This window comes from Acidocella facilis ATCC 35904, assembly GCF_000687875.1.
GTDB classification, from domain to species: domain Bacteria; phylum Pseudomonadota; class Alphaproteobacteria; order Acetobacterales; family Acetobacteraceae; genus Acidocella; species Acidocella facilis.
This window is the reverse complement of sequence record NZ_JHYG01000005.1, coordinates 144,241-165,320: the sequence shown is the minus strand read 5'-3', so window position 1 is coordinate 165,320 and position 21,080 is coordinate 144,241. Positions and strand designations below refer to the sequence as shown.

Sequence of the window (21,080 nt, the reverse complement as noted above, 5' to 3'; positions counted from 1 at the left end):
TACCATGCAAGTGGCGCGCAAGCCACAGCTGGCGGGGAAGCGATGGCGCGGTGCTTGACCCTGCTGTAATCTGCCTCACATGTGAGGGTGCCGCCGTATTTGCGGCCCGCAGCCAGGAAAGAGGTTAAGGATGAAGACGTCTTTGAAACGCCGGCTTACGCAAGGGCTGGCCATCACCCTCCCGGGCCTGGTTCTGGCCGGGGCGCTCACCGGCTGCGCCACCCCGCCGCCGAAATCCGACACGGCCGATTATCAGGCCTATCAGCAGCTGAACGACCCGCTGGAGCCGACCAACCGCGTCTTCTTCAAGGTCAATAACAAGCTCGATACCTATGTGATGAAGCCGGTGGCCAAGGGCTATGTGGCGATCACCACCCAGGGTATCCGCAACCATGTGGGGGATTTCGCCAGCAATATCGGCGAGCCGGCGCGGATGCTGAATTTCATGGCCGAGGGCCACCCCACCGATGCCGGCAGCGCCATGGTGCGCTTCCTGGTCAACTCCACCATCGGCATTGGCGGTATTTTCGACCCGGCCAGCGCCATGGGCTATCCCGAGACCGATACGGATTTCGGCATCACTCTGGCGACCTGGGGCGTGCCGCCCGGCCCGTATCTCTATCTGCCCGCTTTCGGCCCCTCCGGCGTGCGCGATGCGATGAATTATCCGGTTTCCTGGTTCGCCACCCCGATGGAGGCCGCCCCGGCGAGCGGCGCCCTGACCGATTTCGGCTATTCCGAGACCGGTATCCATCTGATCAATACCCGCGCCGCGTATCTGCAGCCGATCGACCAGATCAACGCCACCGCCCTGGACCCCTATGCCACATTCCGGAGCCTTTATCGCCAATCTCGTGCCTCAGAGCAGAAGCAGGTTGAGCAGCGCGACAAACGTACCTGGCCGAACTGGTACCACCAGTAAGCCTTATCATATCGAGGATTTCATAAACGCATGATGTTCCGTCGTTTCATTCTGGGGGCCGTGGCCTCCGCGCCGATGCTCGCCGCGATGGCGGGTGCCGCCCATGCCCAGGCGATGTCCCCGGACGCCGCCAAGAGCTTCATCACCCAGTCCGGCGACAAGCTGGTCGCCATCGTCAACGGGCCAGGTTCGCAGAGCCAGAAGGCGAGCCAGCTGCGCGACCTGGTCAACCAGATCGTCGATGTCGATCAGGTCGGCGATTATGTGCTGGGGCGCTATATCAATGTCGCCACCCCGGCGCAGAAGCAGCAATTCCAGAGCCTGTTTCACCAGCTGCTGAGCTATAACATCACCTACCAGATCAAGGCCTATCAGGGGGTGAGCTTCACCGTGAACAGCGCCGCCCCGCAGGGCAATAACGTGCTGGTGGACACCACCGTGACCGCGCCGGGCAAGGCGCCGGCGGATGTGGGCTGGGTGGTGCAGGATGAGAGCGGCCAGCCGAAGATCATCGACGTGATCGTCGCCGGGACCAGCCTGCGCATCACCACCCGCAATGATTATGCCGGGGTGATCACGGATAATGGCGGCCAGGTTTCGGCGCTGTTGAAGGCGATGCAGGGGCAGATCAACAAGATCGGCAACCAGTAACGGCGCCCGGTTTACGAAAAAGGGGCCTTTCGGCCCCTTTTTTTATGGCGACGCGGCGCCGGAGCCATCGCCCGGGGCGGTGGCCGGGGGCGGCGCGGGCGGCGGCGGGTTGAGCAGCTTGTCCCAATCCAGCGGCGGCATGTCCCCGGTGCGGGTGCCGTTGATGAACACGCCATCCTTGCCAAAACGCGTCTGCACCGCGAGCATCTGCCCATCCTGGGCGTTGCTGGAGATATAGGGCGAGAAGCGGGCCTGGGCCTGCGCCACCCAGCCTTGCAGGAAGGGGTAGGATTTGGTCAGCGCCGCGCTCAGCGCGTCTAGATGGTCGGCCTTCAGGCTGGAGGCGCCGGAGGGCTGGCCGTTCGCGTCGAAAACCGTATGGCCGGCGGCGTCCAGCTGGCTGGGGCCCAGCGCCAGATGCACCTTGCCGGTGGCGCTGCCGCCCGCCATTGCCCATTGATGCAGCGCCTGCAGGATGAATTTATGCCGCGCCGTCTCATCCGGCAGCGCGGCCTCCTGGCGGGCCAGGCTTTGCCAGTCCAGCGGGCCGGAGAGCTGCACGGAGAGATCCAGCCCGGCTAGCTTGCCGTCGAAGGGCAAATTGATCAGCCGGGCGAGGATCGGCGAGAGCGCGAAGCCGCGCATCTGGAGGGTCGCCGCCAGGGCGGTCTGGCCCTTGCCGGCGGTGGCGTCCAGCGCCTGGTGCAGCACCAGGCTGTCGATGCTGGCCACCTGCAGGCTGCCATTGCTAGCCAGCAGATTAATGCCGGCGAAACGCGCATCCCCGGCGCGCACCGGATTGTCGGTATGGCCGAGCCAGACGCCGGGATTCAGTCGCTCGGTCATCTGCGCCACGGCGAAGGTCAGCGCGCCCGAAGCGCGGGGGGTGGAGATGTCGAGGCTGTGCGGCACGTCGATATGCAGGGTCAGCGGGCGCAGCAGGTCGATATGCGCGCCGAAGCTGGCGGCGTGGAGCGAGAGCGGGCCGGCGCCGGGGGCGGGGGTTTCGCTCCAGCGCGGATTGACCAGGGTGACGCTGGCCACCAGCGGCGAGCGGCTGCTGGTCAGGCGGTCATAGCTGATTTGCACCGTGCCGCTGGCATTGATCTGGTCGATCTGCGCCGTCACCAGCTGTTTCAGCCGCATTTCCGCATAGAGCCACAGCCCCAGCCACAGCAGCGCCAGCACGATGACCAGCCCGATCAGCCCCTTGAGTATCCGGCGCATGTGCGATCCTTCCCGCATTTGTTCGCGTCCATCTTCTGCAATACCCTTGACCCGCGGCCAAGGGTGGGGGCTTTAGCACGGGCATGAAGATTTATTCGGATTGGCGGACAGTGCCGGTGGCAGCGCGCGGGGCCAGCGTGGCGCTGGGCAATTTCGACGGTGTGCATATCGGCCATGCGGCGGTGCTGCGCGCCGCCCATGCCGCCCGGCCGGACGCGCCGCGCGCGGTGCTGACCTTCGAGCCGCACCCGCGCGAGTTCTTCCGCCCGCAGGATGCGCCCTTCCGGCTGACCCTGGCCGCCGAGCGCGCGGCGGCTTTGCAGGCGCTGGGGGTGGACATCCTCTATCAGCTGCCGTTCGACGCGGAATTCTCCCACCTCACCGCCGAGGCCTTCGTGCAGGAGATATTGTTCAAGAGCATCGGCGCGGTGCATCTCTCCTGCGGGGCGGATTTCGCCTTTGGTCACCGGCGCGGCGGGGATGTGGCGTTTCTGGCGGACCGGGCGGAAAATCTCGGCATCGGCCTGTCCATCGTCCCGGCGGTGGCTGACGCGCAGGGGCCGATCTCCTCCAGCCGCATCCGCCGGCTGCTGCAGGATGGCTATCCGGAGCGCGCCGCCGCCTTGCTGGGCCGGCCTTATTCCATTCGCGGCCCGGTGCTGCATGGTGATGCGCGCGGGCGCACCATCGGCTTTCCCACCGCCAATATCGAGCTGGGCCGGCATCTGGAGCCGCAGCGCGGGGTTTATGCCGTCACCACCCGCATCGCGGGCAAGCTGGTGAAGGGGGTGGCCAATCTCGGCCTGCGCCCGACCGTGGGCGGCACCCAGTCCCGGCTGGAGGCGCATTTCTTCGATTTCGACGGCGATCTCTACGGCCAGGAACTGGCCGTGCAGCTGCGCCATTTCATCCGCGATGAGCAGAAATTCCCCTCTTTCGACGCGCTGAAGGCGCAAATCGGCCGCGATGCGAACGCCGCCCGGCACGCGCTTGACGCTCTGCCCGGCGGGGGCACATAAGATGCGCATGACCGGCCAAATCGCCCGAATTATACCGCCTGCCCGGGCCTGAAACGGGTTTTTCCGCGCAAAGCTGCTTCCGCCGAGTCATTCTTACGCCGCCAGGTGATCTTTTCCCATGACCGAACCGACCGATTATAAAGCCACCGTGTTCCTGCCGCGCACGGATTTCCCGATGCGCGGGGAGCTGCCCAAGCGCGAGCCGGAAATGCTCAACCGCTGGGCGGAGATGCAGCTCTGGACCAGGCTGCGCGAGGCAGCCCAGGGCAAGACCCCGTTCGTGCTGCATGACGGCCCGCCTTACGCCAATGGCAATCTGCATATCGGCCACGCGCTGAACAAGATTCACAAGGACGTCATCAACCGCGCCCAATCCATGGCCGGGCGGGATGTGGATTACATCCCCGGCTGGGACTGCCACGGCCTGCCGATCGAATGGAAGGTTGAGGAAAAATACCGCGCCAAGAAGCTGGATAAGGATCAGGTGCCGGTGCTGGAATTCCGCAAGGAATGCCGGGAGTACGCGGCGCATTGGCTGGATGTGCAGTCGGCCGAGTTCCAGCGTTTGGGCGTGATGGGCGATTGGGCGGCGCGCTACGCCACCATGGATTTCGCCTCCGAGGCGGCAATTGCCGGCGAGATCGGCAAGTTCCTGCTCAATGGCGCGCTCTATCGCGGCCTGCGCCCGGTGATGTGGAGCCCGGTGGAAAAGACCGCTTTGGCGGAAGCCGAGGTCGAGTATCACGACAAGAAGGATACCGCGATTTATGTGCGGTTCCATTTTATTCCAGGTTTGGTGGAAGCGCCTCAGAGTGAAGCTCGAAAGACTCTGGCAAACACTTCAATTGTAATTTGGACTACTACCCCCTGGACAATCCCCGGGAATAAAGCGGTTGCCTGCAATCCGGAAGCTAAATACGTCAACATCCTTGTCCAGGAGGTCTCAGCCGGCAGCTTGGCTGTTGTAGGAGAAAAGCTTCTAGTCGCCTCCGATTTGGTGGAAGATTTTTGTAAAACAGTCGGCATAATTAACTACAGTGTTGTAGCTGAATTTGTTGGGGCCGAATTCGAAAATTGTAGTTGCGTGCATCCGCTATTTGAGAGCGGCTTTCCGCTTGAAGGTTTGTTTGACGGCCAACAGAGGACGCTCACGGCTGAAGGTACAGCCAAAGGCGCTGTAAGAGTGCTTTTCGGCGATTTCGTTACCACAGATACCGGCACGGGATTTGTGCACATGGCCCCCGGCCATGGCGAGGATGATTTCCAGCTCTGCAAGGCCAATGGCATTTCCGTGCCGGATACGGTGGCCGATGACGGCACCTATTACCAGAATGTGCCGCTTTTCGCCGGGGTGCATGTGTACAAGGCGGCGGACCCGGTTTGCGCGGCGCTCACCCAGGCGGGCAATCTCGTGCATCGCAACGAGTTCATGCACTCCTACCCGCATAGCTGGCGCTCCAAGGCGCCGCTGATCTATCGCGCCACCGCGCAATGGTTCATCTCGATGGATGGCTATAACCACTCCATCGGAGCGACGATCCGCGAGAAAGCCCTGGACGCCATCGACGAGACCAAATTCGTGCCCGAGATCGGCCGCAACCGCATCCGCGCCATGGTGGAGAGCCGGCCGGATTGGTGCATCTCGCGCCAGCGCGCCTGGGGCGTGCCGATTGCCATTTTCGTCGATAAGCGCAGCCATGAGCCGCTGCGCGACGAGGCGGTGGTGAACCGCGTGGTGGAGATTTTCACCACCGAAGGCGCGGATGCCTGGTATGCCCGCCCGGCGTCCGACTTCCTCGGGCCGGACTATGATCCGGACCATTACGAGCAGATTTTCGACGTGGTCGATGTCTGGTTCGAATCCGGTTCCACCCATGCTTTCGTGCTGGAAGCGCGGGGGATGAAATGGCCGGCGGATGTGTACCTGGAAGGCTCGGACCAGCATCGCGGCTGGTTCCAGTCCTCGCTGCTGGAAGCGGTGGGCACGCGCGGCGTGGCGCCGTTCAAGGCGATCGTCACCGATGGCTTCGTGCTCGATGAGCAGGGCCGGAAAATGTCGAAATCGCTCGGCAATGTCACCGCCCCGCAAGAGGTGAATGACAAATACGGCGCCGATATTCTGCGCCTCTGGGTGCTGAACTCGGATATTTCCGAGGATCTGCGCATCGGGCCGGAGATTCTGAAGCAGCAGGCGGAGCTGTATCGGCGGCTGCGCAACAGCTTGCGCTGGATTCTGGGCTCGCTGGACGGGTTCTCGGAGGATGAGCGCGTGCCGGTGGCGGATTTCCCGGATCTGGAGAAATTCCTGCTGCACCGGCTTTCGGAGCTGTATGCGAAGCTGCAGGCGGCGGTGGAGGGGCATGACTGGACCGGCGTCTATCCCGCCATCCATCATTTCTGCGCGACCGATCTCTCCGCCTTCTATTTCGATATCCGCAAGGACAGCCTGTATTGCGACGCGCCCTCCGCGGCCACGCGCCGGGCCTGCCGCTCCTTCCTGGATATTTTGTTCCGCTGCCTGACCACCTGGCTGGCGCCGGCACTGCCCTTCACCGCCGAGGAGGCCTGGATGGCGCGTTATGGCGCTGAGGCCTCGGTGCATCTTGAGGCGTTCGAGGAAGCGCCGGGCGCCTGGCGCAATGAGGCGCTGGCCGAGGGCTTCGCGCAGATCCGCGCCGTGCGCGGCGAGGTCACCGGGGCGATTGAGAAGATGCGCGCGGCCAAGGAGGTCGGTTCCTCACTGCAGACGGTGGCGTTGCTGCCGACCCCGGCGAGCGCGCTGGGCAGCGAGGCCTTCTGGGCGGAAATCTGCATCACCTCCGGGGCGATGTTCGGCGATGAAGCCGGGGCCGCCGTGGCGCCGGGGCAGAAATGCGAGCGCTGCTGGAAAGTGTTGCCGGAGGTGGGCGCCAGCGCGCCCCATCCCACGCTCTGCAAGCGCTGCTGCGAGGCGGTCGAGGAACTGCGCTGATGCGGTTCCTCAGCGGGCTGATCGTCGCGATCCTGGTTTTTGCCGCCGATCAGGCGAGCAAATATGCGGTGCTGCATGTTTGGCATTTGCAGAACGGCCAGGTGCTCTCGCCGCTGCCGGTGCTGGACCTCGTGCTGGTCTGGAATCACGGCATCACCTTCGGGCTGTTCGCCGGGTTCAGCGCGAAGATTTTGCTGGCGGTGCTGGCCAGCCTGGTCGTCATCGCGCTGCTGGTCTGGATGGCGCGCACCACGGATTGGGTGGTGACCATCGCGGTCGGCGCCATCGCCGGCGGGGCGGTGGGCAATGTGCTGGACCGGCTGCGCTACGGCGCGGTGGTGGATTTCATCCATGTGCATATCGGCGCGCTGGCCTACCCTTGGGTGTTCAATGTCGGGGATTCGGCCATCGTCTGCGGGGTCATCGCGCTGATGATCGAGCAATTGCGCCGCAAGCCGCCTGTTGCGGCGGATCAGCGGGAAGGATAGGAAGACAGCCATGATCACACGCAGCGCCCTTGCCGTTCCGTCGACCATCCTGCTCGCTCTGGCGCTGGCCGGGTGCAGCGACAACATGAAGAAGAGCTTCGGGCTGGAAGCCAATCCGCCCGATGCCTATCAGGTAGGCACGCTGCCGCCGCTCTCGCTGCCGCCGGAGCTGGGCCAGCTGCAGACCCCGAATCCGGGCCAGCCGCCGACGCAGCAGGTGAATGCCGCCGAGCAGGGGGCGAACATCATCTCCGCTTCCAACGCGCTGCCCTCCGGGCCCCAGCAGATCTCGCCGGCCGGTGAAGCTTTCCTGAACCAGGCCGGGCCGACGCCGCAGGGCAATATCCGCGCCGAAGTGAACCAGAACGCCGCCGTCGCCAGCAAGTCGGGCAATTTCGTCGACAAGCTGATGGGCAGCAACCCGAACGCGCCGGCCGTGGTGAATGCCGATGCCGAGCAGCGCCGCCTGCAGGAAAACGCCGCCCTCGGCGAGCCCGCCACGAAAGGCAGCACCCCGCAGGAAAGCACCGCGCATCCGGGGCTGTTCCAGCGCGTCCTGAACATGTTCTGATCGCGCCGTGGGAGGCGACGCCTCCCACGCATTTTTAAGTCGGGTTGGGACGCGAAGCTTCCCACGTGTGAGGCTTTGCTCTAGAGACGAGGTCATCTCGTCTCGGAGGATATCATGCGCCTGTCTCTGTTCGCCGCCGCCGCCAGCCTGATGCTGGCCGCCGCCCCGGCCGCTTTTGCCCATGCCCATCTGAAAGCCTCCACCCCCGCCGCCGGGGCCAAGGTGGCGCCCAGCACCTCCGCCTTGCTGCTGACCTTCACCGAAGCCGTGCAGCCGAAATTCTGCACCGTGACCGTGCTGGACAGCATGGGCATGCATGCCGAGCAAGGCGCGCCGCAAACCGTGCCGGGCCACCCGAACGAGCTGAGCGTGAAGCTGCATTTGCAGATGGCCGGCAAATATACCGTCGATTGGCACGCGCTCTCGGTCGATACCCATAAAACCCACGGCAAATTCAGCTTCACCGTCACCAATTGATGGATGACAGCGCCTGGCTGGTCCTGCGCGGGCTCTGCCGGGGGCTGCATCTGGCCGGGTATTTCGGGGCGTTCGGCACGGCTTTTTTCGCCGCCCTGTTCGGGCCGCTGCCGGGGCTGAAACGCCTGGCCTGGGCCGGATTCGTCCTGGCGCTGGCCGGCGGAGCGGCCTGGTTCTGGCTGCAAACCGCCTATTTCGCCAGCGCCAATGCTCCCGCCAGCGTGTTTGCCGCATTGCCGCTGGTGGCGGGCTATACGCGCTTTGGCTGGCTCACCTTGGCACGGATGGGCGTGCTGCTGCTGGCCATGCTCTGCGCCCAGGCCGGGCGCTGGCGGGTCGCCGCCCTGCTGGCCGGGCTGGGCGTGTTGGCGCAATCCTGGCTCGGCCATGGCGCCGCCATGGGTGGTCCCGAAGGCAATGCCCTGCTCGCCTTCTCGCTGCTGCATATCGGCGCCGCCGCCTGCTGGCTCGGCACCCTGCCGGCATTGGCGCTGGCGGTTGCCCGCTCAGATACCCCGCAAGCCCTGGCGCAAGCCTATTCCCGCCTCGGCCTCATCTGTGTCGCCCTCATCCTGGCCAGCGCCTTCCTGCAATATTGGCTGCTGATCGGTCATCTTAGCGCCTTTCTCACCACCGGCTACGGCGCCACCGCCCTGCTCAAAACCGTCCTCTTCGCTGGCCTGCTGGCCCTGGCCGCCCGCAACCGCTTCCACCTCACCCCAACCCTGCCCACCAGCCGCAAAGCCCTGCGCCGCGCCATCGCCTGGGAAATCGCCCTCGGCCTCATCCTCCTCGCCGCCGCCGGCGTGGTGATGCAACTGCCACCGCCGGCGATGGCGGGTATGGAGATGGGGTAGGGGGCAGACTAGGGGGACGCTGTCCCCCTAGAACCCCCAGCAAAGGGCCGAGAGGCCCTTTGATCCCATCAATTCGGGTCTGGAAAAGGGAGGGCCGGCAAGGTGCTGTGACGAGCGCTGGCGGAGGGATGGCCCTCCCTTTTCCAGACCCGGGTGGGTTCCAAGGGCCTTCCGGCCCTTGGCGGGGGTCCAGGGGGCGGCGCCCCCTGGGTTGCCCCGTCCCCCGTCTTCAGACCAGCCGTTGGATCCGTGCGCCGCAGGCGGCGAGTTTGGCTTCGACGGCTTCGTAGCCGCGGTCGAGGTGATAGACGCGGGAGATGGTGGTTTCGCCTTGTGCGGCCAGGGCGGCGAGGACGAGGGAGAAGGAGGCGCGCAGATCGGTGGCCATGACCGGGGCGCCGGTGAGATGCTTGACGCCGCGGACGATGGCGGAGGAGCCTTGGATGTTGATTTTGGCGCCCATGCGGCTGAGCTCCTGCACGTGCATGAAGCGGTTTTCGAAGATGTTTTCGGTGATCAGCGAGGCGCCGTCGGCGACCGTCATCAGCGCCATGAACTGGGCCTGCATGTCGGTGGGGAAGCCGGGGAAGGGCTCGGTGGTGACATCGACTCCGTGCAGCCCGTTGGCGCGGGTGACGCGGAAGCCGTTTTCGGCTTCGGTGATGATGACACCGGCTTCGTTGAGCGCGGTGAGCACGGCGCCGAGGTCGGAGGCGCGGGCGTTTTCCAGGAACACATCGCCGCCGGTGATGGCGGCGGCACAGGCATAGGTGCCGGTCTCGATGCGGTCGGGCAGGATGTCATGGTGGGCGCCGTGCAGGCTGGTGACACCGTGGATGGTCAGGGTGTCGGTCTCCAGCCCCTCGATTTTGGCGCCCATGGCGATCAGGCATTTCGCGAGATCGGTGATTTCCGGCTCGCGGGCGGCGTTTTTCAGCACCGTGATGCCATCGGCCAGGGAGGCGGCCATCAGCAGGTTCTCGGTGGCGCCGACGGAGACGAAGGGGAAGACGATTTCCGCCCCCTTCAACCCCTTGGGCGCGCGCGCTTCGACGTAACCGCCATCGAGCTCGATGGAAGCGCCCATCGCCTCCAGCCCTTTCAGGTGGAGATCGACCGGGCGGGTGCCGATGCCGCAGCCGCCGGGCAGCGAGACGCGGGCCTGGCCGAGGCGGGCCAGCAGCGGGCCCAGCACCAGGAAGGAGGCGCGCATCTTGCGCACGATCTCGTAGGGCGCCTCGGTATTGGTGATCTTGCCGCCGAGGGTGACATCGCGCCCGGCGTGCGTCACTTCGATGCCGTGCTGGGCCAGCAGCTCGGACATCGTGGCGATGTCGGCCAGTTTGGCGACATTGGAGAGCACCAGCCGCTCATCGGTGAGCAGGCCGCAGGTCATCAGCGGCAGGGCGGCGTTCTTGGCGCCGGAAATGGCGATGGTGCCGGAGAGCGGCACGCCGCCGGTTATACGAATCGAATCCATGGTCTGAACTTACATCCTCGGCAGCGACACGCCGCGCTGGCCCATATATTTGCCCGCCTTGTCGGCGTAGGAGATCTCACAGGGGCTGTCGCCCTTGAGGAAGAGGAACTGGCAGATGCCCTCGCCAGCGTAGATTTTCGCCGGCAGCGGGGTGGTGTTGGAGATCTCGATGGTCACCTGGCCTTCCCATTCCGGCTCCAGCGGGGTGACATTCACGATGATGCCGCAGCGCGCATAGGTGGATTTGCCGAGGCAGATCACCAGCACATCCCGCGGGATGCGGAAATATTCCACCGTGTTGGTCAGCGCGAAGCTGTTGGGCGGGATGATGCAGACCGGGCCGGTGCGGTCGACAAAGCTGGCCGGGCTGAAGGCTTTCGGGTCGACGATGGCCGAATCGACATTGGTGAAGACCTTGAAATTCTCCGAGCAGCGCGCGTCATAGCCATAGGAGGAGAGGCCGTAGGAGACGACGCCGTCGCGCTTCTGGCTTTCCACGAAAGGCTCGATCATGCCCTTCTCCATCGCCTGTTGGCGGATCCAATGGTCGGGCATCACGGGCATGCGGGTTCGTCCTTCTTGTCGTCGGCGGGTTTGGCGCGGGCCTGGGCCTTGCGGCGGGCGAGATTGGCGCGCAGCGCGGCTGCCTTGGCCTCCGCGCGGGCGCGGTGTGCGGCTTCGGTTTTCTCGGTCCGGGCGGGAGGGGTGGGCGCCTTCATGGCACGTAGAAGCCGTTTCGTCCCGTTTTCGTCAAGGGCGTGGCGATGGGTCTTGCGAAAATGTAGGAATAATCGGATCTGGAGCGGGCGAAGGGATTCGAACCCTCGACCCCAACCTTGGCAAGGTTGTGCTCTACCCCTGAGCTACGCCCGCGCGCTACAGACACCGGTTTAATTGGAGCGGGCGAAGGGATTCGAACCCTCGACCCCAACCTTGGCAAGGTTGTGCTCTACCCCTGAGCTACGCCCGCTCGCGGCGTGGGAGGCTCTTTATAGGCAGGCGCGGGGGATTGCAAGCGGGCGAAAACGGGTTTCGCCGGGTGTCGCGCTTTGGGGTGGGAGGCCGCCGACGCATCCTATATATATGAGCCAGGAAACATTGAGACGGAAGCAGATCATGAGCACGCTGTTCAACGACGCGCCCAGCGCGCAGCCGGCCGGGGCCGCGCCTTTCATCATCGATGGCGACCAGGCGAATTTCATGGCCGATGTCATCGAGGCGTCGCGTGAGCTGCCGGTGCTGGTGGATTTCTGGGCGACTTGGTGCGGCCCGTGCAAGACTCTGACCCCGGCGCTGGAGCGGGTGGTCACCGCGCAGGCCGGGCGGGTGCGGCTGGTGAAGATCGATGTCGATCAGAACCAGGCCCTGGTCGGCCAGCTCACCCGCATGGGGCTGCCGCTGCAATCGGTGCCGACGGTGGTGGCGTTCTGGCAGGGGCAGATCGCCGACACGTTCTCGGGTGCTGTGCCGGAGAGCGAGCTGAAGCGCTTCGTCGAGGGGTTGCTGAAGCTGGCAGGCAGCGCGGCGCCGGGTGAGGAACTGATCGCCGAGGGCAAGGCGCTGCTGGAGCAGGGCCAGGCCGAGGCGGCGGCGCAATATTTCGGGGCTGCTCTGCAGGAAACGCAGGACAAGCCAGAGGCCTGGGGCGGGCTGGTGCGCGCGTTGCTGGCGATGGGCGAGGAAGCACAGGCGCAGGAGCTGCTGGGCCAAGTGCCGCCAGCCTTGGCCAATCATGCCGAGATCACCGGCGCGCGCGCCGCTTTGACCCTGGCGCAGGAAGGCCGGCAGGCGCAGTCCGCCATGGCCGGGCTGGAGCAGCGTCTGGCCGCGAACCCGGACGATCATGAGGCGCGTTACGAGCTGGCGACGGCGCTGAACGCCAGTGACGCCCGCGCCGAGGCGGCCTCGGCGCTGCTGGAGATCATCAGGCGCGACCGCGCCTGGCACGAGGACGGGGCGCGGCTGCAGCTGCTGAAATTCTTCGAGGCCTGGGGCATGGACGACCCGGCGACGATGGCGGCCCGGCGCAAGCTCTCTGCGCTGTTGTTCAGCTGAATGGCGATCATCATGCCCCGCCTTGAGGATCTGCCGGAGGAGTTCCCGGTGTTTCCCCTGCCCGGGGCGCTGCTGCTGCCCGGCGGGCAGTTGCCGCTGAATATTTTCGAGCCGCGCTATCTGGCGATGGTCGAGGATGCGCTGGGGCAGGGGCGCTATTTCGGCATGGTGCAGCCGGATCGGCGGCTGGCGCAGGGCGAGACCGGCCCCGGCCTGTACCGCACCGGCTGCCTGGGGCGGATTTCCAGTTTCGAGGAAACCGATGACGGGCGCTATCTGATCGCGTTGACCGGTGTGATCCGCTTCACCATCGTTGAGGAGACCGGCCTGCGCCGGGGCTATCGGCGGGTGCAGGCGGGGCTGGCCGGCTATGCGGCGGATCTCTCGCCCGAGCCGCTCCCGCTGCCATTCCCCCGGCAGATTTTGCTGGATGCGCTGGGCCGTTATTTCGCCGCGGCGCAGGTGGAGGCGAACTGGGAGGCGATCGGCCAGATGAGCGACGCGGCCCTGGTCACCTCGCTCTGCATGGCTTGCCCGTTTTCGCCTGAGGAAAAGCAGGCTTTACTGGAAGCCCGTGACGCGGCGCAGCGCGCGGAGGCCTTGCGCGCCTTGCTGGAGATCGACGCCTTCGATGGCGGGCCGGGACAGGATCAAACGCCGAAAGCGAGTTGAGGTGGGATGAGTGTTGAAGCGGATGAGCCGGGGATCGACCCGCGCCTGTTGGAAATGCTGGTCTGCCCGGTGACGCGCGGGCCGCTGACCTATGACCGGGCCCGCCAGGAGCTGGTGAGCGAAAAAGCCCGGCTGGCCTACCCGATTCGCGATGGCATTCCGGTGATGCTGGCGGAGGAGGCGAGGCCGCTCGATCCATGAGCAGCGAGATCGAGCAGGAGGCCGAGCCGGAGGTTCCCACCAAACGCATGCGGACCACGGCGATCATCATCGCCGTGGCCTTGTTCATGCAAAATCTGGATTCGACCGTGGTCACCACGGCGCTGCCGGCGATGGCGAAAAGCTTTCACATCGATCCGCTTTATATGAGCGTCTCGGTCACCTCCTATCTCATCGCGCTTTCGGTGTTCGTGCCGGCCTCGGGCTGGGTGGCGGACCGGTTCGGGGCGCGGCAGGTGTTTCGCGCGGCGGTGATCATCTTCACCCTCGGCTCGGTATTTTGCGGCATCGCGCCGAGTTTGCTGGTGCTGGTGGCGGCGCGGGTGGTGCAGGGGCTGGGCGGGGCGATGATGCTGCCGGTGGGGCGGCTATTGCTGCTGCGCTCGGTCAGCCGCAGCCAGATGGTGGCGGCGATGGCCTGGTTGACCGTGCCGGCGCTGCTCGGCCCGGTGCTGGGGCCGCCCTTGGGCGGGCTGATCGTCTCCGTCGCCTCCTGGCGCTGGGTGTTCGACATCAATGTGCCGATCGGCATTGCCGGCGCCATCGCGGTGTCGATGTTCATTCCCGATGTGCGCGAGGAGGGGCGAGGCGGGCAGCTCGATCGTCTGGGGCTGCTGTTCTCCGGTGCGGCGATGGCCTTCCTGATGATCGGCATGGAGACGATCGGGCGCGGGCTGATCCCGCTGCCCTGGACGCTGCTTGCCTTCCTGCTCGGTATCCTGGCCTGCCTTGGCTATTGGCGCCACGCCCGCAACGCCGCCAATCCGATCCTGGATTTCTCGCTGTTCCGGGTGCCGACCTTCTCGATTTCGCTGACCGCCGGCACCTTCTTCCGGGTGGCGGTAGGGGCGGTGCCGTTTCTGCTGCCGCTGATGCTGCAGCTGGGCTTCGGCAAAACCCCCTTGCAGAGCGGCATGATCACCTTCGCCTCCGCCGCCGGGGCGATTGCGATGAAGCCGGCCGCGACGCCGCTGCTGACCCGCTTCGGCTTCCGTTCGGTGCTGATCTGGAACGGGGTGGCGGCGACGCTGATGCTGGCGGCAAGCGCCCTGTTCTCGCCGGCCTGGCCGGCCTGGCTGATGGCGCTGGTGCTGCTGGTGGCCGGTATTTTCCGCTCGCTGGAATTCACCGCCTATAACGTGATCGCCTATGGCGATATTCCGCGCCCGCGCATGTCCGCCGCGACCACGCTCTACACCACCGTGCAGCAGCTCTCCTTGACGATGGGGGTGGTGGTGGGGGCGGCGAGCCTGGAGATTTCCAGCTTCCTGACCGGGCACGCCACACCCAGCCTCAGCGATTACGATATCGCTTTCATCGTGGTCAGCCTGGTGGCGCTGCTGGCCTCGCCGCTTTGCGCGCGGCTGCCGCGCGATGCCGGAGATGCGCTGACCGGGCATCGGGCAGGGTGAAATGAAAGTCGGGGGCCGCGGCGCGGATGCCCCCGAAACCTTCGTTATGCCAGGTCCTTGGCCAGCAGGAAGCGTTTGAGGCTGGATGTGCCGGGGCCGAGCTGGCGCCAGCTGCTGGTGACCAGGAATTCCGAGAGGCTGGCGGTGGGGTAGCCGGCATCGATCCGCGCCAGCGTGGCATCCGCCCGGCTCTCCCCTGCCAGGCTCAGCGCCAGCTCGTGCAGGCCGGGATTATGGCCGATGACGATGGCGCTGCGCACCGTCTCTGGCAGGTCGCGCAGCGTGTTCAAAATCTGCGGCGGGGTGGCCATATAGAGCTGCGGCAGTTGGTCGATATTCGGCCATTCATCCCAGACCGTCGCATCCTCCAGCCCTTCCAGCGTCTGCTGGGTGCGGGTGGCGGTGGAGACCAGCACCACCTCTGGCGCCAGCCCGGCGCGGCGCATGGCGGCACCGACACGCCGCGCCGCCTCGCGCCCGGTCTCGGTAAGGGCGCGGTCATGGTCGGACTGGCCCTCGGCCTGCGGTGCGGCCTTGGCGTGGCGAAGGAGAATCAGCTGGTGCATGGGGCGATTGTGCCATGGTAAAAGGGCGCTGTCGCCCCTATCTCAGGCGGCAAATGAACCGGACGGAGTGCAGACGCGCATGATGCAAGGCAGGCTGGAGCGGCGTGGATTTCTGGCGGGGGCAGCGGCGTTGACGGCGGCCCCATGGGCGCCGGCGCAAGCCGCCTCCGCCCTGCCGGTGCCGCCCAGCGGGCAGATGCGGTTTCAGATTCTGCGCAATGGTTCGCCGATCGGTGAACAATTGATGACATTCACCCATGATGGCGATGGGCTGAAGGTGGATATCCAGGCGGATATGGTGGTGACCATCGCCGGGATTCCGGTGTTTCGCTATCGCGGCCATGCCGTGGAGCAATGGCGGGGTAATGCGTTTGTCGGGCTGCAGAGCCAGGTGAACCATAACGGCACGCTGCTTTCGGTGCAGGCGAGCCCGATTCCCGGCGGCTTCGCGGTGCAGGCGACCAAGGCAGGGGATTATCAATATACCGGCACACCGCCGATGCTGCCGCTCACCTACTGGAACCGCGCCATGCTGCAGGCGATGATTCTGAACGTGGAAACCGGGCGGCACTACCCGGCCATCGTGAATTCGCCGGGCTGGAACAAGCTACCGGACGCGAATGGCGGCACCATTCTCGCACAGCGTTTCGACGTTACCGGGAAGCTGCATCTCAGCATCTGGTACGACCAGCGGAACCAATGGTCCGGCCTGGCCTTTCACGTCGATGGCTACGAGATGTTCCGCAAATACGTCGCCTGAGCGGGCGGCCGGTCAGGCGACGGCTTCGTCCGGATGGCGCAGATGCCAGAGGCGCTCATGCGCCGCCACCAGGCTCTCGATGCTCTTGCGGCGGTTGGAATCCGGCGGAACCGTGCGTCGGGTCAGCATCGATTCAAGAATCCGCAGCAGCTGCTCGGCGATTTCGTAATCGCCTTGATCGCAGGCATGACGGAAGGCGAGCAGAATCTTGTCCGACAGGCGGCGGCTATAGCGCGGCGTGCCACCCGAAGCGCGGGCGCCACCAGCTTCAAACTCTTCATCGGGGCCTTGAAAACCTGACATGGTGCGTTTCGATCCGAGTTTACAACGTTTCGTTAACTTAACGGCTTAAAAGATGGCAGGGCGCTGCCGTAATGATGTAGGTCAAGCGTCCTGCGAAGTCTGCCAAGTCCGGGCTCTCAATATTCACCTCCCTTTCATAGGAGGTGTGGGTTGAACTCTCCACGGCGTGATTCTTAAGAGAAATTTAGACTTCGCGCTACAGAAAAAACAAGCCCCTGGAAAAGAACGAAAAAATTCGTTCCATCCAGAGGTTGACGTTAAATGAAATTTAAGTACGATATCGTAAAATTTATCTCAACCTCCCGTAGTGGGCGTGTCGAAATCGGCGAAGGCGTCTTCCCAGCTGCCCGAGGTCGCCGCCTTGCTGTACTCGGTCGAGCGGTTCTCGAAGAAGTTCGTGTGCTCGACGGCGTTGAGCATTTCATCCAGCCAGGGCAGCGGGTTCTTCTCGACGTGGAAGAGCGCGTTGAGCCCCAGACCGGCCAGTCGCCGGTCCGCGATATAGCGGATATAACGCTTGACCTCGGCGGCGGTGAGCCCTTCCACGGCCCCGAACTCGAAGGCGAGATCGATGAAGGAGTCCTCATGGTCGACGATGGTGGCACAGGTCTGGTACAGCTCCTGGCGCAATTGTTCGGACCACACCTCGGGGTTTTCCGAGATGAAGGTGAGGAACAATTTCGTGATCGAATCGCAATGAAGTGATTCATCGCGCACCGACCAGGTGATGATCTGCCCCATGCCCTTCATCTTGTTGAAGCGCGGGAAGTTCAGCAGGATGGCGAAGGTCGCGAAGAGCTGCAGCCCCTCGGTAAAGGCGCCGAAGGCGGCAAGGGTTTTGGCGATTTCATGCTTGCTCTCCATCGAGAAGCTGTGCATGTAATCGTACTTGTCCTTCATCTCCTTGTATTTGAGGAAGGCCTGATATTCGAGTTCGGGCATGCCCACCGTATCCAGCAGATGCGAATAGGCGGCGATATGCACGGTCTCGATATTGGAGAAGGCCGAGAGCATCATCAGCACTTCGGTGGGTTTGAAGACCTGTGAATATTGCTTCATGTAGCAATTATTCACCTCGACATCCGCCTGGGTGAAGAAGCGGAAAATCTGGGTCAGCAAATTGCGCTCGCCTTCGGTGAGCTTCTTGTGCCAGTCGCGCACATCCTCCGCCAGCGGCACTTCCTCGGGCAGCCAGTGCACGCGCTGCTGGGTCAGCCAGGCCTCATAGGCCCAGGGATAGCGGAAGGGCTTATAGACCGGGTTTTCGGTCAGCAGGTCCATCTTCGGGGCGTGGTCGGTCATGTCGCGGCTTTCCGTCAATCGGCGTCGGTTTTTCGCCGCTTTTTGAGAAAAGCGGCACCAAAACTTTTATAACAAGTCTTGCCTTACTGGCAGGCGAGGCATTCTTCGTAATTTGCCGTGGGCTCGGCGGGCTTCAGGGCGGCGGTGGGTTTCTTCTCGGACACCGTATCGGCGCGCTGGATGGAGAGTGAGCGGCAATAATAGAGCGATTTCACCCCCCGTTTCCAGGCCTGATAATGAATCTGGTGCAGATCGCGCTTATTCACATTCGCCGGCAGGAACAGGTTGATCGACTGGCTCTGGCAGATAAAGGGGGTGCGGTCGGCGGCATGCTCGATCACCCAGCGCTGGTCCAGCTCGAAGGCGGTTTTGAACACGTCTTTCTCATGCGGGCTCAGGAAGTCCAGATGCTGGACCGAGCCCTTGTTCACGGTGATCGAGGACCAGGTCTCCTCGTCGTCGAAGCCATGCGCCGCGAGCACCTTCTTCAGCGCCCGGTTGCGCACCGAGAAGCTGCCCGAGAGCGTCTTCTGCAGGAACACATTGGCGCTGATCGGCTCGATCCCCGGCGAGGCATTGCCGGCGATGATCGAGATCGAGGCGGTGGGGGCGATGGCGATCTTGTGGGAGAAACGCTCCTGGATGCCGTAATCCGCCGCATCCGGGCAGGCGCCGCGCTCGGCCGCCAGGGTTTTCGAGGCCGCATCCGCCTGGGCGCGGATATGCTTGAACATGCGGGTGTTCCACACCTTCGCCATCACGCTCTCGAAGGGGATGGAGTTGTCCTGCAGGAAGGAATGGAAACCCATCACCCCCATGCCGACGGAGCGCTCGCGCATCGCCGCATATTTGGCCCGCTCCATCGAATCCGGCGCCTTCTGGATGAAATCCTCCAGCACGTTATCGAGAAAGCGCATCACATCCTCGATGAAGCGCTCATCCTGGTGCCATTCGAACCAGGTTTCCAGGTTGAGCGAGGAGAGGCAGCACACCGCGGTGCGCTGCTTGCCATATTGGTCGATGCCGGTGGGCAAGGTGATCTCGGCGCAGAGATTGGAGGTTTTCACCTCCAGCCCGGCCAGCTTGTGCTGCTGCGGGCGGGCATCGTTCACATGGTCGGAATAGATGATGTAGGGCTCGCCCTGCTCGATGCGGGTGGTGAGGATGCGGATCCAGAGCGCGCGCGCCGAGATCGACCGCACCACGCTATGATCCTTCGGGGAGCGCAGCCCCCACATCTCGTCCTGCTCCACGGCGCGCATGAAATCATCCGAGATCAGGATGCCGTGATGCAGATTGAGCGCCTTGCGGTTCGGATCGCCGCCAGTGGGGCGGCGCATATCGACGAATTCCTCGATTTCGGGATGCCAGACCGGCAGATACACCGCCGCCGAGCCGCGCCGCAGCGAGCCCTGGGAGATGGCCAGGGTGAGAGAATCCATCACCCGGATGAAGGGGATGATGCCGGAGGTTTTGCCGTTCTGCCCGACCTTCTCGCCGATCGAGCGCAAATTGCCCCAATAGGAGCCGATGCCGCCGCCCTTGGAGGCGAGCCAGACATTCTCGTTCCAAAGCCCGACAATGCCATCCAGGCTGTCGGTGGCTTCGTTGAGGAAGCAGGAGATCGGCAGGCCGCGATCCGTGCCGCCATTGGAGAGCACCGGGGTGGCGGGCATGAACCACATTTTGGAGATGTAGTCGTAAAGCCGCTGGGCGTGGGCCTGGTCGTCGCCATAATAGGAGGCGACACGGGCGAAGAGATCCTGATAGCCCTCGCCGGGGAGGAGATAGCGGTCGTCCAGCGTGGCGCGGCCGAAATCGGTCAGCAGCGAATCGCGGCTGCGATCGACATTGACCCGGAAGCGGCCCGGCATCTGCACGCCGTCATCGAGCAGCGGGGCTTCCGGCTTGGTCATCATGTTCATCGCTGCCGATACTCCAGAGGGTCAAAAACGGAAGCGCATAACAACATATAGTGGGCGGGCGTGCAATCCAGACTAGATCAAGTCTGGGAAGATTTTCTGAGCCGGGTTTGGGGCCAGGGCGCGGGCCTGTGCTCAGGCGCGCCGGCGGCGGCGTTGCAAGGGTTGGTCGATGAAAAAGGCGGCGGCGGCGCTGAGCGCGTAAATGGCCAGCATTGCCCCGAGCAGCAGCCCATATTGCCCGCTTGGCCCGAGATGCAGGCGCGATGGCGCGGCCAAGGCGGTGAAGAGCGCCAGAAAACTGCCATGCAGGATATAAAGCGGGTAGGAGATGGCCCCCAGCCGCGTCGCCAGTGCCGTCGGCCGGATCGCCCCAGCCGTCTCCAGCGCCGCCAGCCCCAGCACCACCGCGCCGAAGCCCAGTGACAGCACCGGGGCGAGGGCCGGTGTGTAATAGGCGTTGCCCCAGTGCAGGAAGGGTAGGCAGAGGAGCAGCGCGGCCGCGCCGGTCGCGAGCACGCCCCAGGCCAGGCGCGGGCCCGGGGGGCGGGTTTGATAGAGCCAGCCCGCCAGCATGCCGCCGAAGAATTGCAGGTGAAAGCAGGTGAAATTGGTTCCGAACAGGAACAGCACGGCATGCGCGCGCAGCGCCTGCGGCACGAGGTCCGCCTGCAGATGCGGCCAATAGGTAAGAGCCACCGCGCCCGCCACCCAGAGGACCAGCAGCGCGCGGCCGATTCGCGGCAGCAGGCAGAGCCCGAAAAGCAGATAAAACGCGATCTCCAGCCGCAGCGACCAGGCGGGGGGTACGATATCCGGGGTGAAATACGGGGCGAGCGTGACCAGCCCGAGCACCCGCCCGGCTCCCGGCGGCGCCGGCAGGGTGCAGAGCGCCAGGAGCAGGGAGAGCCAGTACATCGGATAGATCCGCCGCGCCCGGCGCCACCAGAAGCGCGCGCTGGCGCCGTGCTGTCCAAACTCCGGGCCATGCGCGCAGACCATCACAAAGCCGCTCAGCGTGAAAAAGAACTGCACGGCGAAGGGCGCGGGCGGCACGAAGCCGCCCAGCAGTGCCGCCTGCCCCGCCAGCCCATAGGCCCTGGCGAACCAGATGAGATGCGTTGCCATCACCAGGCTGGCGGCGATGAAGCGGCCAATTTCCAGCGTGCGCAGCTTCGCCGGACCGGGGCGGTGGGGAGCGTTCAT

General features: G+C 64.6%; 22 protein-coding genes and 2 tRNA genes. 13 read left to right on the top strand and 11 right to left on the bottom strand.

The features are described from left to right. The first annotated feature begins 130 nt into the window (after positions 1-130). The gene (locus T331_RS0108480; RefSeq protein ID WP_026439692.1) at positions 131-922 is read left to right on the top strand and encodes an MlaA family lipoprotein; all 792 of its coding nucleotides are present in this window, start codon (positions 131-133) and stop codon (positions 920-922) included. A gap of 33 nt (positions 923-955) precedes the next feature. Then, positions 956-1,573 (top strand): MlaC/ttg2D family ABC transporter substrate-binding protein, encoded by a 618-nt coding sequence (locus tag T331_RS0108475; RefSeq protein ID WP_244876925.1) that lies wholly within the window; start codon positions 956-958, stop codon positions 1,571-1,573. A 42-nt stretch (positions 1,574-1,615) separates the two neighbouring features. Here the strand turns inward: T331_RS0108475 and T331_RS0108470 are convergent, their stop codons facing one another. Beyond that, complete coding sequence (locus tag T331_RS0108470; RefSeq protein ID WP_026439690.1) at positions 1,616-2,800, bottom strand: DUF2125 domain-containing protein; 1,185 nt, start codon at positions 2,798-2,800, stop codon at positions 1,616-1,618. 83 nt (positions 2,801-2,883) lie between these two features. On the opposite strand from T331_RS0108470, the gene T331_RS0108465 reads away from it, so the two are divergent. The 6 genes from T331_RS0108465 to T331_RS0108440 all read left to right on the top strand — a co-directional run bounded on the left by T331_RS0108465 (position 2,884) and on the right by T331_RS0108440 (position 9,183). Further along, positions 2,884-3,819 (top strand): bifunctional riboflavin kinase/FAD synthetase, encoded by a 936-nt coding sequence (locus T331_RS0108465; RefSeq protein ID WP_026439689.1) that lies wholly within the window; start codon positions 2,884-2,886, stop codon positions 3,817-3,819. A gap of 118 nt (positions 3,820-3,937) precedes the next feature. Beyond that, the gene (gene ileS, locus T331_RS0108460) at positions 3,938-6,790 is read left to right on the top strand and encodes an isoleucine--tRNA ligase (protein WP_026439688.1); all 2,853 of its coding nucleotides are present in this window, start codon (positions 3,938-3,940) and stop codon (positions 6,788-6,790) included. After that, the gene (gene lspA, locus T331_RS0108455; protein WP_008494455.1) at positions 6,790-7,278 is read left to right on the top strand and encodes a signal peptidase II; all 489 of its coding nucleotides are present in this window, start codon (positions 6,790-6,792) and stop codon (positions 7,276-7,278) included. The genes ileS and lspA overlap by 1 nt, the downstream gene beginning before the upstream one ends. Before the next feature lie 10 nt (positions 7,279-7,288). After that, positions 7,289-7,849, top strand: a complete 561-nt coding sequence (locus tag T331_RS0108450; RefSeq protein WP_026439686.1) for a DUF3035 domain-containing protein — start codon at positions 7,289-7,291, stop codon at positions 7,847-7,849. A 114-nt stretch (positions 7,850-7,963) separates the two neighbouring features. Then, positions 7,964-8,326: a copper homeostasis periplasmic binding protein CopC gene (gene copC, locus T331_RS0108445; RefSeq protein ID WP_008494457.1), complete on the top strand. Its 363-nt coding sequence runs from the start codon at positions 7,964-7,966 to the stop codon at positions 8,324-8,326. After that, positions 8,326-9,183 (top strand): CopD family protein, encoded by an 858-nt coding sequence (locus tag T331_RS0108440; RefSeq protein WP_026439684.1) that lies wholly within the window; start codon positions 8,326-8,328, stop codon positions 9,181-9,183. The genes copC and T331_RS0108440 overlap by 1 nt, the downstream gene beginning before the upstream one ends. A gap of 229 nt (positions 9,184-9,412) precedes the next feature. Here the strand turns inward: T331_RS0108440 and murA are convergent, their stop codons facing one another. The 5 genes from murA to T331_RS0108415 form a co-directional block, all read right to left on the bottom strand. Continuing rightward, complete coding sequence (murA, locus tag T331_RS0108435) at positions 9,413-10,663, bottom strand: UDP-N-acetylglucosamine 1-carboxyvinyltransferase (protein ID WP_026439683.1); 1,251 nt, start codon at positions 10,661-10,663, stop codon at positions 9,413-9,415. A 9-nt stretch (positions 10,664-10,672) separates the two neighbouring features. Further along, positions 10,673-11,227 (bottom strand): dCTP deaminase, encoded by a 555-nt coding sequence (gene dcd, locus T331_RS0108430; RefSeq protein WP_008494460.1) that lies wholly within the window; start codon positions 11,225-11,227, stop codon positions 10,673-10,675. Then, positions 11,218-11,382: a hypothetical protein gene (locus T331_RS20210; protein ID WP_168118425.1), complete on the bottom strand. Its 165-nt coding sequence runs from the start codon at positions 11,380-11,382 to the stop codon at positions 11,218-11,220. Before T331_RS20210 ends, dcd begins: the two co-directional genes overlap by 10 nt. A 79-nt stretch (positions 11,383-11,461) precedes the next feature. Next, positions 11,462-11,536, bottom strand: a tRNA-Gly gene (locus T331_RS0108420). Between the two features lie 22 nt (positions 11,537-11,558). Continuing rightward, a tRNA-Gly gene (locus T331_RS0108415) sits at positions 11,559-11,633 on the bottom strand. A gap of 146 nt (positions 11,634-11,779) precedes the next feature. Between T331_RS0108415 and T331_RS0108410 the strand changes: the two genes are divergently transcribed. From T331_RS0108410 to T331_RS0108395, 4 genes are read left to right on the top strand one after another with little or no spacing between them, the layout of a single operon-like run. Beyond that, positions 11,780-12,718: a thioredoxin family protein gene (locus T331_RS0108410; protein WP_026439682.1), complete on the top strand. Its 939-nt coding sequence runs from the start codon at positions 11,780-11,782 to the stop codon at positions 12,716-12,718. Further along, positions 12,719-13,390 carry an LON peptidase substrate-binding domain-containing protein gene (locus tag T331_RS0108405; protein ID WP_026439681.1) on the top strand — a complete coding sequence of 224 codons (672 nt, stop codon included), beginning with the start codon at positions 12,719-12,721 and terminating at the stop codon, positions 13,388-13,390. Positions 13,391-13,396: 6 nt separating this feature from the next. Further along, positions 13,397-13,591: a Trm112 family protein gene (locus tag T331_RS17845; protein ID WP_008494464.1), complete on the top strand. Its 195-nt coding sequence runs from the start codon at positions 13,397-13,399 to the stop codon at positions 13,589-13,591. Further along, the gene (locus T331_RS0108395) at positions 13,588-15,021 is read left to right on the top strand and encodes an MFS transporter (protein ID WP_026439680.1); all 1,434 of its coding nucleotides are present in this window, start codon (positions 13,588-13,590) and stop codon (positions 15,019-15,021) included. The genes T331_RS17845 and T331_RS0108395 overlap by 4 nt, the downstream gene beginning before the upstream one ends. 44 nt (positions 15,022-15,065) lie before the next feature. Here the strand turns inward: T331_RS0108395 and T331_RS0108390 are convergent, their stop codons facing one another. Continuing rightward, positions 15,066-15,587, bottom strand: coding sequence for a SixA phosphatase family protein (locus T331_RS0108390; RefSeq protein ID WP_026439679.1), 522 nt, complete (start codon positions 15,585-15,587; stop codon positions 15,066-15,068). 79 nt (positions 15,588-15,666) lie between these two features. Between T331_RS0108390 and T331_RS0108385 the strand changes: the two genes are divergently transcribed. Then, positions 15,667-16,347 carry a DUF6134 family protein gene (locus T331_RS0108385; RefSeq protein WP_162173891.1) on the top strand — a complete coding sequence of 227 codons (681 nt, stop codon included), beginning with the start codon at positions 15,667-15,669 and terminating at the stop codon, positions 16,345-16,347. Between the two features lie 12 nt (positions 16,348-16,359). Here the strand turns inward: T331_RS0108385 and T331_RS0108380 are convergent, their stop codons facing one another. The 4 genes from T331_RS0108380 to T331_RS19460 all read right to left on the bottom strand — a co-directional run bounded on the left by T331_RS0108380 (position 16,360) and on the right by T331_RS19460 (position 21,080). Beyond that, positions 16,360-16,650 carry a hypothetical protein gene (locus T331_RS0108380; RefSeq protein WP_026439677.1) on the bottom strand — a complete coding sequence of 97 codons (291 nt, stop codon included), beginning with the start codon at positions 16,648-16,650 and terminating at the stop codon, positions 16,360-16,362. Positions 16,651-16,944: 294 nt separating this feature from the next. Then, positions 16,945-17,952, bottom strand: a complete 1,008-nt coding sequence (locus T331_RS0108375) for a ribonucleotide-diphosphate reductase subunit beta (RefSeq protein WP_035179734.1) — start codon at positions 17,950-17,952, stop codon at positions 16,945-16,947. Between the two features lie 83 nt (positions 17,953-18,035). After that, positions 18,036-19,877, bottom strand: a complete 1,842-nt coding sequence (locus T331_RS0108370; protein ID WP_026439675.1) for a ribonucleoside-diphosphate reductase subunit alpha — start codon at positions 19,875-19,877, stop codon at positions 18,036-18,038. 132 nt (positions 19,878-20,009) lie between these two features. Further along, positions 20,010-21,080, bottom strand: coding sequence for an acyltransferase family protein (locus T331_RS19460; protein WP_026439674.1), 1,071 nt, complete (start codon positions 21,078-21,080; stop codon positions 20,010-20,012).